General features: G+C 72.9%; 17 protein-coding genes. 16 read left to right on the forward strand and 1 reads right to left on the reverse strand.

The annotated features are described in order from the left end of the window. The first annotated feature begins 84 nt into the window (after positions 1-84). From FR742_RS14700 to FR742_RS14710, 3 genes are all read left to right on the forward strand, one after another. Positions 85-798, forward strand: coding sequence for an LLM class flavin-dependent oxidoreductase (locus tag FR742_RS14700; RefSeq protein ID WP_261808529.1), 714 nt, complete (start codon positions 85-87; stop codon positions 796-798). 12 nt (positions 799-810) lie between these two features. After that, the gene (locus tag FR742_RS14705) at positions 811-1,479 is read left to right on the forward strand and encodes a nitroreductase family protein (protein ID WP_148031486.1); all 669 of its coding nucleotides are present in this window, start codon (positions 811-813) and stop codon (positions 1,477-1,479) included. A gap of 111 nt (positions 1,480-1,590) precedes the next feature. Further along, positions 1,591-2,499 (forward strand): hypothetical protein, encoded by a 909-nt coding sequence (locus tag FR742_RS14710; RefSeq protein ID WP_148031487.1) that lies wholly within the window; start codon positions 1,591-1,593, stop codon positions 2,497-2,499. A 22-nt stretch (positions 2,500-2,521) separates the two neighbouring features. On the opposite strand, the gene FR742_RS14715 is transcribed toward FR742_RS14710, so the two are convergent. Beyond that, entirely contained in the window at positions 2,522-3,517 is a 996-nt protein-coding gene (locus FR742_RS14715; RefSeq protein ID WP_261808530.1) for a sulfotransferase, read from the reverse strand. Between the two features lie 54 nt (positions 3,518-3,571). On the opposite strand from FR742_RS14715, the gene FR742_RS14720 reads away from it, so the two are divergent. From FR742_RS14720 to FR742_RS14775, 13 genes are all read left to right on the forward strand, one after another. Then, positions 3,572-4,888, forward strand: coding sequence for a lanthionine synthetase LanC family protein (locus FR742_RS14720; RefSeq protein WP_261808531.1), 1,317 nt, complete (start codon positions 3,572-3,574; stop codon positions 4,886-4,888). A 34-nt stretch (positions 4,889-4,922) separates the two neighbouring features. Next, complete coding sequence (locus FR742_RS45795; RefSeq protein WP_261808532.1) at positions 4,923-5,054, forward strand: hypothetical protein; 132 nt, start codon at positions 4,923-4,925, stop codon at positions 5,052-5,054. Further along, positions 5,051-5,569: an NADPH-dependent FMN reductase gene (locus FR742_RS14725; protein ID WP_148031488.1), complete on the forward strand. Its 519-nt coding sequence runs from the start codon at positions 5,051-5,053 to the stop codon at positions 5,567-5,569. The genes FR742_RS45795 and FR742_RS14725 overlap by 4 nt, the downstream gene beginning before the upstream one ends. Before the next feature lie 74 nt (positions 5,570-5,643). Further along, positions 5,644-6,573 (forward strand): sulfite exporter TauE/SafE family protein, encoded by a 930-nt coding sequence (locus FR742_RS14730; RefSeq protein ID WP_148031489.1) that lies wholly within the window; start codon positions 5,644-5,646, stop codon positions 6,571-6,573. A gap of 72 nt (positions 6,574-6,645) precedes the next feature. After that, complete coding sequence (locus FR742_RS14735; RefSeq protein WP_148031490.1) at positions 6,646-7,032, forward strand: Rrf2 family transcriptional regulator; 387 nt, start codon at positions 6,646-6,648, stop codon at positions 7,030-7,032. Between the two features lie 108 nt (positions 7,033-7,140). Next, on the forward strand, positions 7,141-8,766 hold the full coding sequence (locus FR742_RS14740) for a TIGR04028 family ABC transporter substrate-binding protein (protein ID WP_148031491.1): 1,626 nt from the start codon (positions 7,141-7,143) through the stop codon (positions 8,764-8,766). Beyond that, complete coding sequence (locus FR742_RS14745; protein ID WP_148031492.1) at positions 8,767-9,699, forward strand: ABC transporter permease; 933 nt, start codon at positions 8,767-8,769, stop codon at positions 9,697-9,699. Beyond that, positions 9,696-10,493: an ABC transporter permease gene (locus FR742_RS14750; protein ID WP_148031493.1), complete on the forward strand. Its 798-nt coding sequence runs from the start codon at positions 9,696-9,698 to the stop codon at positions 10,491-10,493. The genes FR742_RS14745 and FR742_RS14750 overlap by 4 nt, the downstream gene beginning before the upstream one ends. After that, entirely contained in the window at positions 10,490-12,043 is a 1,554-nt protein-coding gene (locus FR742_RS14755) for an ABC transporter ATP-binding protein (RefSeq protein ID WP_148031494.1), read from the forward strand. The genes FR742_RS14750 and FR742_RS14755 overlap by 4 nt, the downstream gene beginning before the upstream one ends. After that, the gene (locus tag FR742_RS14760; RefSeq protein WP_148031495.1) at positions 12,040-13,032 is read left to right on the forward strand and encodes a putative FMN-dependent luciferase-like monooxygenase; all 993 of its coding nucleotides are present in this window, start codon (positions 12,040-12,042) and stop codon (positions 13,030-13,032) included. The genes FR742_RS14755 and FR742_RS14760 overlap by 4 nt, the downstream gene beginning before the upstream one ends. Beyond that, the gene (locus tag FR742_RS14765) at positions 13,029-13,613 is read left to right on the forward strand and encodes a CMD domain protein (RefSeq protein WP_148031496.1); all 585 of its coding nucleotides are present in this window, start codon (positions 13,029-13,031) and stop codon (positions 13,611-13,613) included. The genes FR742_RS14760 and FR742_RS14765 overlap by 4 nt, the downstream gene beginning before the upstream one ends. Before the next feature lie 91 nt (positions 13,614-13,704). After that, a complete protein-coding gene (locus tag FR742_RS14770) occupies positions 13,705-14,271 on the forward strand; it encodes an alkylhydroperoxidase domain protein (RefSeq protein WP_148031497.1) in 567 nt (188 codons plus the stop codon). Continuing rightward, entirely contained in the window at positions 14,268-14,882 is a 615-nt protein-coding gene (locus tag FR742_RS14775) for a VOC family protein (protein WP_261808533.1), read from the forward strand. Before FR742_RS14770 ends, FR742_RS14775 begins: the two co-directional genes overlap by 4 nt. Positions 14,883-14,888: the final 6 nt, after the last annotated feature.

Below are 14,888 nucleotides of genomic sequence, written 5' to 3' on the forward strand. Positions count from 1 at the left end.
ATGTATAGACGATCATGCTGACGTCAAGTTGATACTCGAACACAAGTTCGTAAAAATCAATCTATGTATAACCAGAAGAAATAGTTGACCGACGCCGTCGTGGACGACCGCGTGCGCGGCCTGTACGCCGACCCCGGCAAGATCCACCAGGTCGACCACACGGGCGAGCACTTCGCGGTCCGCGGCCCGCTCAACGCGGCGCGCCCGCCCCAGGGTCACCCGCTGCTGGTGCAGGCCGGCTCGTCGGAGGACGGCAAGGAGTTCGCCGCCCGCCACGCCGAGGCCGTCTTCACCGCGCAGCAGACGCTGGAGGAGGCGCGCGCGTTCTACGCCGACGTGAAGGGCGGGCTGGCCCGTCACGGCAGGCGGCCGGACGAGCTCCTCGTGCTGCCGGAAATCTCGCCGATCACCGGGTCCACCGAGCGTGAGGCGCTGCGCCTGGAGAAGGAGCTGGAGGACCTCGTCATCCCCGCGTACGGGCTCACCCAGCTCTCCCCCATGACCGGCATCGACCTGACCGAGGACGACCTGGACGGCCCGCTGCCCGACGTGCCGGCCGGCACCGAGGGCGCGCGGAGCCGGCGGCGGCTCGTCGTCGACCTGGCCAGGCGCGAGCGCCTCACGGTACGCGGGCTCCTCCTTCGTCGACCACGTGGTGCCGGAGCCGCGGTCCAGAGGGCTGTTCCGGCACGAGTACGAGGGACGCACGCTGCGCGGGCACTACGGCCTCGACCGGCCCGCCTCCCGTTACACGGCCGGGCAGGAGGCGCTCGCATGACCTGCGGACGTCGTTTTTGACAGGATGAGATCATGACGATCCTGCCGCTGAGCCCCGACGAGCTGCTCACCACCACCCGCAGCGTCCGCAAGCGTCTCGACCTGCGCCGGCCCGTGCCGGCGGAGCTCGTACGCGAATGCCTGGAGATCGCCCTGCAGGCGCCGAGCGGCGGCAACCGCCAGGGCTGGCACTGGATCGTGGTGACCGATCCCGGCCTGCGCGCCCGGATCGGCGACTACTACGGGCGTTCCGTACGCGCCTACCACGCGTCGGGGTCGTCCGCAGGGAAGCTGTTCCAGGACGACCCGGACCGGGCGGCGACGCAGCGGCGCATCTCCGACAGCTCCGCCTACCTGGGCGAGCACATGGGGGAGGTGCCGGTGCTGGTCATCCCGTGCATCGAGGTGCCCGGCGGCGGGTTCCCCGAGGGAAACCAGGCGGGGCTGTGGGGGTCGCTGCTCCCCGCCGCGTGGAGCTACATGCTCGCGGCGCGGGCGCGCGGCCTCGGCACCGCCTGGACCACCCTGCACCTGGCGTACGAGAGCGAGATCGCCGAGCTGCTCGGCCTGCCGGCGGAGGTCCGGCAGGGCGCCCTCATCCCGACCGCCTACTACACCGGCGACACCTTCAAGCCCGCCCCCCGGGTCCCGCTCGACCAGGTGCTCCATCTGGACGGCTGGTCGCGTCCCGGGCCGTCCTGATCCCGCGCTCCGCGGCTGGTTCTATGGCAAAGTAATCGGAAATACATAGATTGGCCAAAGAGAGGGTGGATCCACATGAGCGCCTCCGGTACGGGGCCTAGTCTCGGGCGCATGCCGATCGATGAGAACGCCGCCGCAGCCTGGCTTCCCGATCCCGCCCGCTCGGTGGTCGCGGTCGTCCCGCCGGGCGCCGGCGACGGCCACTGGGCGGGCGCGCCCTGCGCGGTGGCCGCCGACGGGTTCGTCTACCTCGCCTACCGGCTGCGCAGGCCGGTCGGGGAAGGGCGCGGCCACGCCGTCGTGGTGGCGCGCTCCGCAGGCGGCGAGCGGTTCGAGACCCTGCTGACCATCACCAGGGACGAGATGGACGCCGAGTCCCTGGAGCGCCCGTGGCTGACGACGACGGAGGACGGGCGCTGGCGGCTCTACCTGAGCTGTGCCACCTACGGGAGCAAGCACTGGCGGGTGGAGGTGCTGGAGGCCGCGGCCCCGGCGGCCTTCGACCCCCGGCTGCGCGCCACGGTGCTGCCCGGCGACCCGAAGACCGGGGTCAAGGACCCGGTGATCGTCCGCCGGGGCGGCACCTGGCACCTGTGGGCCTCCTGTCACCCGCTGACCGGGCCGGGGGAGGAGGACCGGATGGTCACCGACTACGCCACCAGTGCCGACGGCCTGGCCTGGACCTGGCACGGCACCGCGCTGACCGGCCGTCCCGGCTGCTGGGACGCGCGCGGCGTCCGGGTGAGCGCGGTCCGTTTCACCGATGACGGCGTGCTCGCCTTCTACGACGGGAGGGCGAGCGCGGCGGAGAACTACGAGGAGCGCACCGGCGTCGCGGCCGGGACGGACCCGGCGGCGCTCACCCCGCTCGGGTCCGAGCCGTTCGCCGCCTCGCCGTACGCGGGCGGCGGGCTCCGCTACCTGGACGTGGTCGACCTGCCGGACGGCGGCGTTCGCCTCTACTACGAGTACACCCGCTCCGACGGGGCGCACGAGCTGCGCACCGAGCTGCGGCGCTGACCGGCGTGGCACCGGCCCGTGATCAGCCGATCACCGGGCGGCCGTTGCGGGCCTGGCGCTGGCCGTCCGGCCGCACGCCGACCTGCCCGCCCGAACGCTCCCTGGGCCGCACCCAGTCGCCGAAGTCCTCGCCGGTGACGCGCTGCAGCAGCTCGATGTCGTCAGCGAAGCGCGGGATGAGCTGCTGCCGCTGCTCCCAGGTCAGCGGGCGGCGGGCGGCGGACCGCCGTTGCAGCAGGTGCTCCACCGGCTCCGTCAGCGCCCGCGCCAGCCCGTAGGGGAGCGCGCGGCCGGTGCGGGCCAGCGCCCGCAGGGCCGCGGAGAGCAGCAGGTGCCTGCCGCCCGCGTCCGGGTGCGCGGTCACGTTCTCCCTCGGCGCCTCGGTCAGCAGGCCCTGCTCCACGCCGAGGAAGGCGCAGATGCGGTCCAGCGTGTGCGCCGGCCGGTCGACCAGGTCGCGGTAGCGGAAGACCAGCACCTGCTCGCGCGGGAACAGGGTGAACAGGTGGGCGAGCTGCTCGCCGTACCTGCCCAGCCGGACGTAGTGCCAGAAGTGCGCCCAGCCGTCCGCGACGCGCCGCTCCTCGGCGGCGCACGCGCGCACCACGTCGCCGATCGGCTCCAGCCCCGCCGACCACAGATGGGTCCAGTTGGAGTGCGCCCGCTCCACCGGGTCGCGCAGGATCGCGATGAGCCGCGCGTGCGGGATCGCCGCGTGGATGCGGCGCTGCGCGTCCAGGTCGTAGAGGTAGAAGGGGGTGGCCTCGCCGCGCGCCGCGCCCGGCGGCGCGGCGGCGAACAGCGCCTCGTAGTCGGCTCTGCGCCACACGTGCTCCCGGTAGGTCTGCTGGTCGCCGGGCCCGCCGCGGTCCGGCGGCGGGCCGTCCGTGAGGAAGAACTTGGGTTCCTTCACGGGCGGCAGGTAGAGCCCGGGGTGCTCGCGGAGCGCGGCGTGCAGGGCGGTGGTCCCGGCCTTCGGAGCGCCGATCACCAGGAAGTCCGGCAGGGGCATCGTCATCGTCCTTCCGTCGGTAACCTTATTTTCCTACCAAAAGTATGGGATAATCTAGCCGTGAGCCTGGATGAGATGCGCCCGCAGAGAACCAGGGCCGACTCCCCGCTGACCGCCGCCATCTCGGCGGGCCGGTGGATCCGTTCCGCCGCCGTCGACGACGACCACGGCAGGCACTGGCTGGCCAACCCCGACGCGCGCGGCAGGTCGGCCGTCACCCCGGAGCCGTCCTCCCTCTATTCGGGAGCGGCCGGCATCGTGCTGTTCTTCCTGGAGCTGGCCGCCGCCACCGGGCACGAGGCGTACCTGGAGGACGCCCGGGCCGGCGCCCGCAGGCTCGCCGCCACCTGGCGCGATGAGCGCGACCCCACCCTGTACCACGGGCTGACCGGCACCATGGTCGCGCTCATGGAGGCCGGGTGGGCGCTCGGTGACGACCTGTTCGAGGTGGAGGCGGCGGCCATCGCCGACGAACTCGTCCGCAGAGGGCGCGAAGGCGGCGACGGCGTCGGCTGGTCCCGCGAGCCGGCCCAGCGCGGCGACGGCGGCATCGTCCTCGGCCTGCTGCGCGCCGCCGCCCACTTCGGCGCGCCCGCGTACGAGGAGGCGGCCGTCGAGGCCGGGCTGCGCATCGCCGCGCTGCCCGTGCCGGGCCACCGCTTCGGCGAGTGCGCCGACCTGCCGCTGGACGCGGTCACGCCGGGCTTCCTGGCCGGCACCGCGGGCACCGCCTTCCTGCTCGCCCGCCTGTACGGGGTGACGGGGGAGGAGGTCTTCCTCCGGGCCGCGCGCCGGGGCGCCGGCTTCGTCCGCGAGCTCAGCGTCGTGACCGGTCAGTGCGCGGTCGTCCCGCACCACGTGCCGCAGGCCAGGCAGCTGCACTACCTCGGCTTCTGCTCGGGGTCGGCCGGCGTGGCGCGGATGTTCTACGAGCTGCACCGGGTGGACGGCGACCCGGGCGACCTGGAGTGGGTGGAGCGGCTCGCGAACGGCGTGGTGCGGAGCGGAGTGCCGCGCCGCCGCACCGACGGGTACTGGAACGTGGCCTGCCAGTGCTGCGGCACGGCGGGCCTGGTCGAGCTCTTCGTCGGCCTGTGGGCGGCGACCGGGCGGCGCGCGCACCTGACCTTCGCCCGCTCGCTGGCCGACGACCTGATCAGCCGGGCCACCGACCACGACGGGCGGGGCTACCGCTGGTATCAGGCCTACCGGCGGCTGCGGCCCGCCGAGGTGACGGCCGACACCGGTTACCTGGTCGGCGGGGCCGGCATCGGGGCCGCGCTGCTCCATCTGGACGCCGTCGAGCACGCGCGGCGCGTCATCCTCCTCCCCGACAGCCCCTTCCCCGCCATCCCGGTGCCGCCGGCGGCCGGCTAGCGTCTATTTCATGTATTTCAGATAGGAATAGCTCATGAGTAGAACAGAGTACGACTACCCCGGCGACGTCCACTGGTACGACCTGCCGGACGACGAAGTGGAGCTCGACGAGGCCCCCGCGCCCCGGAGCCGGCTGAGCCGCCTCATCCCCTGGAGGGCCGCATGAGCCTCGTCGTCCTGGTCGGCAACCCCCGGGAGGGCTCCCGTACGCGCGGCGTGGCCGTCGAGGCCGCGCTGGCGGTCGGGGAGCGGGTCGGCCTGCCGGCGCCGCACGACGTCATCGACCTGGCGGGCCTCGGCCCGCACCTGCTGTCGCCGATCCCGTCGGCCGACGTGGAGGTGGCGCTGGAACTGGTCGCCGAGGCGAGCGTGCTGGTGGTCGCCAGTCCCACCTACAAGGGCACCTACACCGGCCTGCTCAAGGCGTTCCTGGACCGGCTCCCGCCCCGGGCCCTGGCCGGCACGGTCGCGCTGCCGCTGCTGGTCATGGGGGATCCGGCCCACTCGCTGGCGGTGGAGGTCCACCTGCGACCGCTGCTGGTGGAGCTGGGCGCCACCGTGCCCACCCCTGGCCTGGCCGTGCTGGAGTCCCGGCTGCCCGATCTTCCGGAGATCCTCGCGGGCTGGGCGGAGCGGGTCGCCCCCCAAGCCAGTATCCAGTCTAAGAAAGTAGGGATTTAGGGCTTGACCGAGCCCCGCCCCTGCTTCAGGATTAACCCTACAAGTTAAGTAGGATTTATCGGAAAGGGTCGATCGTGCGAGCACTCCTCCTGCTCGGGCTGGTCGGTTTCGCGGCCCAGCTCGTCGACGGAAGCCTGGGCATGGCCTATGGCGTCACCTCCACCACACTGCTTCTGGCGATCGGCACCAACCCCGCCGCGGCCTCGGCGACCGTCCACCTGGCCGAGATCGGCACCACGCTGGCCTCGGGCATCTCCCACTGGCGCTTCGGCAACATCGACTGGAAGGTCGTCGGCAAGATCGGCGTACCGGGCGCGATCGGCGCGTTCGCCGGCGCGACGTTCCTGTCCAGCCTCTCGACCGAGGTGGCGGCCCCGGTCATGTCGCTCATCCTGCTGACCCTGGGCGTCTACATCCTGGTCCGCTTCACCGCCTACGGGCTGCCTCGGGGCAACCTGGGCAAGCCGCTGCGCAAGCGGTTCCTGGCCCCGCTCGGACTGGTCGCCGGGTTCGTCGACTCGACCGGTGGCGGCGGCTGGGGCCCGGTGGGCACTCCCGCCATCCTGGCCAGCGGCCGGCTGGCGCCGCGCAAGGTGATCGGGTCGATCGACGCCTCGGAGTTCCTGGTGGCGATCGCGGCCAGCGTGGGCTTCCTCGTCGGCATCGGCTCGGAGAACATCGACTTCGCCTGGGTGGCCGTGCTGCTGGCCGGCGGCGTGATCGCCGCGCCGATCGCCGCGTGGCTGGTCCGCCACATCCCGCCGCGCATCCTCGGCTCGGCGGTGGGCGGCCTCATCATCCTGACCAACGTGCGCACGCTGCTGCGCAGCGACTGGATCGACGCCTCCGGCGGCGTGCAGACCGTCGCCTACCTGGCCATCGCCATCCTCTGGGCCGGCGCGATCACCTACTCGGTGCGCGAGTACCGCAAGGACAAGGCCAACGAGTCGGTCGACGCGTACGAGGCGGAGCTCCGCAAGGAGGAGCCCACCGCCTCCGCCTGACCCACCGGACCGCCCGCAGGGCCCGGCCCCCGCCTTCGGGAGCCGGGCCCTTTCCGACCAGCACGGGAATCCATGAGAATCTCCGCACGCACCCAGTACGCCCTCGCCGCCATGATCGCCCTCGCGGAGGCCGGCGGCCCGGTGCACGCCGAGCGGGTCGCCGACTCGCAGGAGATCCCCCGCAGGTTCTGCGACAACATCCTGCTCCAGCTGCGCCGCGCCGGCCTGCTGCACAGCCAGCGCGGGCCCGACGGCGGCTACTGGCTCGCCCGGCCCGCCGCCGAGATCTCCCTGGCCGACGTCATCCGCGTGACCGAGGGGGTCGAGCAGGCCACCCGGCAGTTCCCCCGGGCGGCCGCGCCCCTGGACGCGATCTGGGCCCGCCTGCGCGACCACGAGAACTCCCTGCTCAGCGAGGTCACCCTCGCGGACGTCATGTCCCAGTCCGCGCCCTCCTAGAGCGTCCATGCCCACTTACCCGGGGGCACCCCCATGATTATTTCATGGTTTTCCAGTAGGTTATACTTGGTTCTATCCCGTTCCGTTCCCTCGAAGGGCGATTTCCCCATGTCACGATCCAGACTGCGATCCACAGCCGTGGCCGGCGCCGCCATGCTCGCCGTCGTGGGGCTGCTCGGCGCCTGTGGCGGTGCGGGCCCCGCCGGGGCGGCCAGGGCGGCGGGCGAGCCGGCCTACGGCGGCACCCTCACCTACCTGGAGCACCAGCCGCCGACCTGCCTCTACCTGCCGGCCGCGGGCTTCTATCCCAACGGCGGCATCCTCAACCAGATCACCGACAAGCTCACCTGGCAGAACCCGGAAACCCTCGAGATCGAGCCGTGGATCGCCACCAGGTGGGAGGTCAGCGAGGACGCCACCTCCTACACCTTCCACCTGCGCGACGGCGTGACGTTCAGCGACGGCACCCCGCTCGACGCGGAGGCCGTCGCGGCCAACTTCGACGTGTACGGCCTCGGCGACGAGAAGCTGAAGCTCCCGGTGGCCGAGTTCGTCAACAACTACGAGCGCAGCGAGGTCGTCGACCGGCTGACCGTGCGGTTCCACTTCGCCAAGCCCTCGCCCGGCTTCCTGCAGGGCACCTCCGTCATCGGCGCGGGCCTGGTCTCCAAGAAGACCATCTCGCTGCCGTACGAGGAGCAGTGCCAGCTCAAGAACATCGCCGGCTCCGGCCCCTTCACCGTCAAGCACCAGGTCGTCGACAAGGAGGTGCACCTGGCCGCCCGCGAGGACTACGACTGGGCGCCGCCCTCCTCCGAGCACCAGGGCCGGGCGTACCTGGACGAGATCAAGATAATCGTGACGCCGGAGGACAACGTACGCGTCGGCGCCCTCACCTCCGGGCAGGCCGACTTCGTGCGATACGTCCAGGCGTACGACGAGGAGACCGTCAAGAGCGCCGGCTTCACCATCTACGCCGAGCCCACCAGAGGCGTCAACAACGGCCTCTACCTGCGGCCGGGCAACAGCATCCTGAAGGACCCCGACGTCCGCCAGGCCCTGCTGGCGGGCACCGACGCCCGCGAGGTCGTCGACACCCTGTTCACGCCGAGCTACCCGGTCGCCACCTCGGTGCTCAGCCACCTCGCCCAGGGCTACGTGGACCTGTCGCCGCGGCTCGCCCACGACCCGGACAAGGCCAACGCGCTGCTCGACAAGGCCGGCTGGGCCCGCGGCGCCGACGGCGTCCGCGAGAAGGACGGCAGGAAGCTGCGGCTCGGCGTCTTCGTCGCCGGCCCGCAGCCGCTGTCGAAGCAGACGCTGGAGCTGATCGGCCAGCAGTGGGCCGAGCTCGGGATCAAGCTGGAGATCCGCCCCGCCGACGCCGGAACCCAGGCCGTCGACATCAAGGACGCCGAGAAGACGCCCCTGCAGCACTCCATGGTGGGCCGCGCCGACCAGGACGTCATCAAGAGCCACTTCCACAGCGAGAACCGCGACGCCATCCTGTCCGACGACGAGAAGCTCGACCGGCTGCTGGCCGAGCAGTCCGCCGAGCCCGACGTCGCCGCGCGCAACGCCAAGGTGGGCGAGATCCAGCGTTACGTGATCGACCAGGCCTACGCCATCCCCCTGTTCGAGGAGCCGCAGGTCTACGGCGGCGCCCCGCACGTGCACGGGATCGCCTTCGAGGCCGTGGCCAGGCCCTGGTTCTACGCGACCTGGAAAAGCTAGATGACCAGATACGTCCTGTTCAGGGCAGGTCAGGCGGTCCTCGTGCTGTGGGCGGCCTTCACCGCCGCGTACGTCCTGCTGCGGATGCTGCCCGGCGACTCCATCCTGATCAAGTTCCAGAACCCCGAACTCGGGCTGTCGCCGCAGCAGATCGCGGAGATCCGCGCCCACTACGACGGCGGCGCCTCCGCCCTGGCGACCTACCTCGACACCCTGTCCGGCTTCCTGCGCGGCAGCCTCGGCTACTCGATCGACACCGGCACGCCGGTGACCGAGCGGCTGGCCGAGGCACTGCCGGAGACGGCCAAACTGGCCTCCGCCGGATTCGGGCTGGCGGTGCTCATCGCGGTCGCCATCGCCTTCGCGGCCGCCTCCAGCAGGTCCCCGTGGATCAGGGGCGCGCTGCTGTCGGTGCCGTCGCTGTTCGTGTCCGTGCCGGTGTTCTGGCTGGGCATCCTGCTCATCCAGGTGTTCTCGTTCCGGCTGGGCCTGGTGCCCGTCATCGGCGGCAGCGCGGCCCAGCAGCTCATCCTGCCGGTGCTGACCCTCGCGGTGCCCATCTCGGCGCCCATCGCGCAGGTCCTGGCCCGCGCCGTCGACCAGGTCAGGGCCCAGCCGTTCGTGCCCGTGGTGGCGGCCAAGGGCGCCTCGCGGCAGTGGATCCTGTGGCGGCACGTCGCACGCAACGCGACACTGCCCGCCCTCACCATGGCGGGGCTCGTCTTCGGCGAGCTCATCGCCGGCTCCGTCGTCACCGAGACGGTGTTCGGCCGCAACGGCATCGGCCGGCTCACCGAGCAGGCCGTCAACGCGCAGGACACGCCGGTGATGCTCGCCGTCGTGGTGCTCGCCGCCGTCGTGTTCGTGCTCGTCAACCTGGTCGTCGACCTGCTCTACCCGGTGCTCGACCCGCGGCTGAAGGCGGCGCCGTGAACCGCGTCGGCCTCGGGCTCGCCGCCGCCTGGCTGGTGATCGCCGTCGCGCTGCTCTGGGCCGTCGTCCCGGGCCTGTTCACCGGCTACGACCCGATCGCGGGCGTGCCGGCCGAGAAGCTGCGGCCGCCGGGCGGACCGCACCTGTTCGGCACCGACCCGGTGGGCCGTGACCTGTTCGCCCGCGTGGTGCACGGCTCGGCGCACTCGCTGTCGGGAGCGTTCACCGCCGTCGCCGTCGGCCTCCTGCTCGGCACCCTGCTCGGGGTGCTGGCCGGCTCGGCCGGCGGGCTGGCCGACGACGCCATCATGCGGCTGGTCGACGTCCTGCTGTCGGTCCCGGGCCTGCTCCTGGCGCTCACGGTGATCATCCTGCTGGGTCCCGGCACGGTCAACGTGGCCATCGCGGTCGGCGTCGGATCGGTCGCGGCCTTCGCCCGCCTCACCCGGTCCGAGGTGGTACGGGTGCGCCGCACCGACTATGTGGAGGCCGCGTTCGGCAGCGGCGGACGCTACCCGGCCGTGCTCTGGCGGCACGTGCTGCCCAACTCGCTCGGGCCGGTCGTCGCCCTGGCCGCGCTGCAGTTCGGCCTGGCCATCCTCGCCATCTCCACGCTCGGCTTCCTCGGCTACGGCGCCGAGCCGCCCACCCCCGAATGGGGGCTGCTCATCGCGGAAGGACGCAACTACCTGGCGACGTCGTGGTGGCTGACCACGCTGCCGGGCGCCGTCGTGGTCGCCGTCGTGCTCGCGGCCGGCCGGATCAGCCGCTCGATCGGAAAGGACACCCCATGAGCCTGCTCGACGTACGCGATCTCGCCGTCTCCTACGACGGGCGGCGCGCGGTGGAGGGCATCTCGTTCACCGTCGATCCGGGCGAGGTCGTGGCCCTCGTCGGCGAGTCGGGCTCCGGCAAGTCGACCACCGCGCACGCCGTCATCGGCCTGCTGCCCGGCAACGCCACCGTCGACCGGGGACGGATCCTGCTCGGCGACGCCGACCTGGCGACCTGGTCCGCGCGGCGGATGGAGGCGCTGCGCGGCGCCCAGATCGGCCTGGTGCCGCAGGACCCGGCCAACTCGCTGAACCCCGTCAAGACCATCGGCGCCCAGGTCGGCGAGGTCATGCGCATCCACGGACGGGGCGACCGGCGGGAGATCCGGCGGCAGGTCATCGAGCTGCTCACCCGCGTCGGGTTGTCCGACCCCGAGACGCGGGCCCGCCAGTACCCGCACGAGCTGTCCGGCGGCATGCGCCAGCGGGTGCTCATCGCCATCGCGATCGCCCTGCGGCCCAGGCTCGTCATCGCCGACGAGCCGACCAGCGCGCTGGACGCCACCGTGCAGCGGCGCATCCTGGACCTCATCGACGACCTGCGCGCCGAGTTCGGCACGGCCGTGCTGCTGGTGACGCACGACCTCGGCGTGGCCGCCTCCCGCTCCGACCGGCTCGTCGTGATGAAGGCAGGCCGCATCGAGGAGCAGGGTCCCACGGCCGCCGTCCTCGCCGCCCCCGAGGCCGCGTACACGGCGAAGCTCCTGCGGGACGCGCCCGCCCTGTCCGTACGCGAGTACCGCGAGGCGGAGCCGGCCCCCCGCGAGCCCGCGATCGTGCTCCACGACCTGGTCAAGGAGTTCCGGCTCGGCCGGCGGCCGTTCCGCGCCGTGGACCGGGTCTCCTTCGAGGTGCCGCGCGGCACCACCCACGCGCTGGTGGGGGAGTCCGGTTCCGGCAAGACCACCACGGCGCGCATGGTGGTGCGCTTCACCGAGCCCACCTCCGGCACCGTGACGATCCCCGGAGCCGGCGAGGGCCGCCGGTTCCGCCGCCATGTGCAGCTCGTCCACCAGAACCCGTACGGCTCGCTCGACCCGCGCCAGTCCGTGGCCGAGATCGTCGCCGAGCCGCTGCGCAACTTCCGGCTCGGCGACCGCGCGGCCCGCGCTGCCCGGGTCGCCGAGTTGCTGGACCGGGTGGCGCTGCCGCGCGACCTGGCCGGGCGCCGGCCCAGGGAACTCTCGGGCGGCCAGCGCCAGCGGGTCGCCATCGCCCGCGCGCTGGCCGTCGAGCCTGGCGTGCTCGTCCTCGACGAGGCCGTCTCCGCCCTCGACGTCACCGTGCAGGCCCAGATCCTCGACCTGCTCGAACAGCTCCAGCGGGACCTGGGGCTGACCTACCTGTTCATCTCGCACGACCTCGCCGTCGTGCGGCAGATCTCGCACACCGTCTCCGTCATGAGCGAAGGACGCATCGTGGAATCAGGCACCACCCGGCAGGTCTTCACCGAGCCCGGCGACCCCTACACCCGTGAGCTGCTCGCCGCGATCCCGGAGCCGGTGCGATGAGGCTCGGATTCTTCACCCGGCTGCTCGACGACGTGCCGCCGGGTGAGCGCTACCGGCTCGCCGCCGAGCAGATCCGGCACGCCGAGGCCGCCGGCTTCGACACCGCCTGGGTCGCCCAGCACCACTTCGACGGCGACGAGGGCGGCCTGCCCGCGCCCCTGGTCTTCCTCGGCCACGTGGCCGCCACTACTAGCCGCATCCGGCTCGGCACCGGCATCATCACGCTGCCGCTCGAACACCCGGTGCGGGTGGCCGAGGACACCGCCGTGCTCGACCAGCTGACCGGCGGCCGGCTCGAGGTCGGGGTGGGCAGCGGCGGCACGCCCGCGTCGTTCGCCCCGTTCGGCCACGACAGCGCCGACCGGGCCGCCCTCTACGCCGAGCACCTCGCCGTGCTCATCGCCGCCTGGTCGGGCGCGGACCTGGGCGGCGGCAACCGGCTCTACCCGCCGGCGCCGCGACTGCCCGGCGCGGTCTGGGAGGCGACGTTCTCCGCCGCCGGCGGCGCCCGCGCGGGCCGGGCCGGGCACGGGCTCATGCTGTCGCGCACCCAGCCCAGGCCCGCCGACCGGCCGCAGGCGACCCTCGCGGAGATCCAGCGGCCCATCGTCGACGCGTACCACGACAACCTGCCGCCCGGCGCCGTCCCGCGGATCATGGCGTCACGGACCGCGTTCGTGGCCGACAGCAGGGCCGAGGCGCTGCGCTGGGCCGAACGCGGGCTCGGCCGCGGCAGGCTGCCGTTCGAGCTGCCGGACGGCGGCCTCGACACCCGGATCGCCGCCTTCGACGTGCACGTCGGCACCCCGCAGGACGTCATCGACAGCCTGCGCGCCGACCCGACCCTCGACCGGGCGACCGACCTGGTCCTCCAGGTCCACTCGGTCGACCCGCCGCACCCTCTCATCCTCCGCTCCATCGAGCTCCTCGCGACCGAGGTCGCCCCGGCGCTCGGCTGGACCCCCGCCCAGGAAGCGAGCCGCACATGACCGCCGACGTCATCGACCATCTGGCCGGGGTCGCGCCCGGGTCGCCGCTCGACGGGCTGCGCCGTCGGCGGCCCGCCGCCCGTGAGCACGCCCAGCGCTCCTTCGACGCGCTGTTCGCGCCCGGCTCGGAGACCGAGGTCACGCTCGTCGAACGGGACGCGGTCGCGGCCTTCGTGGCCGGGCTGCACCGTGACGACCCCGCCGTCCGCTTCTACGCCGACCGGCTGGCCGAGCTGGCGCCTCGCCTGGCGGACACCGTACGGGCCGAGACCGCGGCCGGACTCACCACCGGACCGTACGGGATCGACCCCGCCGTGCCTGCCGACGGCGCCGAGGGACTCCGCTACCGCGTACGGAATCCCGGCGCGCTGGGTGTCCGCCTCACCGCTGCGTTCGAGCACACCCACCTGCTCGTGTTCCGGCCGCGCGAGGCGAGCCGGGAAGCGCTCGGCGCGCTGGAGAAGGCGGGCTGGAGCACCACCGGCATCGTGACACTCTCGCAGCTCGTCGCCTTCCTCAGCTTCCAGATCCGGGTAGCGGCCGGGCTGCGGCTGCTCGGCCGTACGGAGGTGGCGGCGTGAGTGTCGTAACGAAGAACCGGGTCGATCGTGCGGGGGTGGCGGGCGTGGATGTCGTGACGCTGGAGCGGCTCGATCGTACGGAGGTGGCGGTATGAGCGGTTTCACGCTGGAGCGGCTCGGGTGGGCGCCGTGGCTGGAGCCGCTGAGCGCGGAGGAGCTGACCGACGAGCACCATGAGGCGCTGGTCGACCGGGCGCGCGCCGCGTCGCCGTACTTCCTGCTGCTCGCACGTGACCCGCACGTGCTGCAGGCGCGGACGCACACCGACAACGACATCTTCCACAACACCGACGGCGGGTTGCCGCGCGCCGAGCGCGAGTTGGCGGCCACCGCCACGTCGCGCCGCAACGGGTGCGTGTTCTGCGCGTCGGTGCACGCTCGGTTCGCCGCCCACTACGCCAAGCGGCCGGACGACGTGCGGCGGCTGCTCGACGAGGGCGTGCAAGCGCCGCAGGACGGCAGATGGCGGGCGATCATCGACGCCTCGGTGGCGGTCGCGGCCACCCCGAGCGAGCTCGGCGCGGCCCACGTCGAGGCGCTGCGCGCGGCCGGCCTCGACGACCTGGCCATCAGCGACGTCATCCACGCCGCCGCGTTCTTCAACTGGGCCAACAGGCTCATGCTCTCGCTCGGCGAACCCGTCAAGGAGGACCAGTGACCATCGACCACCTCGTCTACGCGGTGCCCGACCTGAAGGAGGGCGTCGCCGCCTTCGCCGCGCTGACCGGCGTCGAACCGGTGGCGGGCGGCAGCCATCCCGGCGGCACGGCCAACCACCTCGTCGGCCTCGGCTCCGGCCGCTACCTGGAGATCATCGGCCCCGACCCGGACCGGCCGGGCGCCCGGCCGCGCGCGTTCGGCCTGGAGAACCTGCGTGAACCCCGCCTGGCCGCCTGGGCGATCAGGCCGGACGACCTCGACGAGGCCGTCCGGAGGGCGCGCGGGAAGGGTTACGACCCCGGCGAGGTCCAGCCGCTGTCCCGGCGCACCCCCGGCGGTGTCCTGCTGGAGTGGCGGCTCACCAGGCGGGACGATCCGGCGGCGGTCAGGCCGGTGCCGTTCCTCATCGACTGGGGCGGCACCCCGCACCCGGCGGACTCCGGGCTGCCACAGCTGGAGCTGGAATCCCTGACCGCCTCCCACCCCGACCCGGACGCCCTCCGCCGCGACCTGGCCGCCGTCGGCGCCTCGCTTGACGTCACACAAGGTCCCGAGCCCGCGCTCCGCGCCGTCCTCACCACCCCGCTCGGCCCCATCACCCTGCACTGAACCGGA

Source organism: Nonomuraea sp. C10, from assembly GCF_008017515.1.
GTDB classification, from domain to species: domain Bacteria; phylum Actinomycetota; class Actinomycetes; order Streptosporangiales; family Streptosporangiaceae; genus Nonomuraea; species Nonomuraea ferruginea.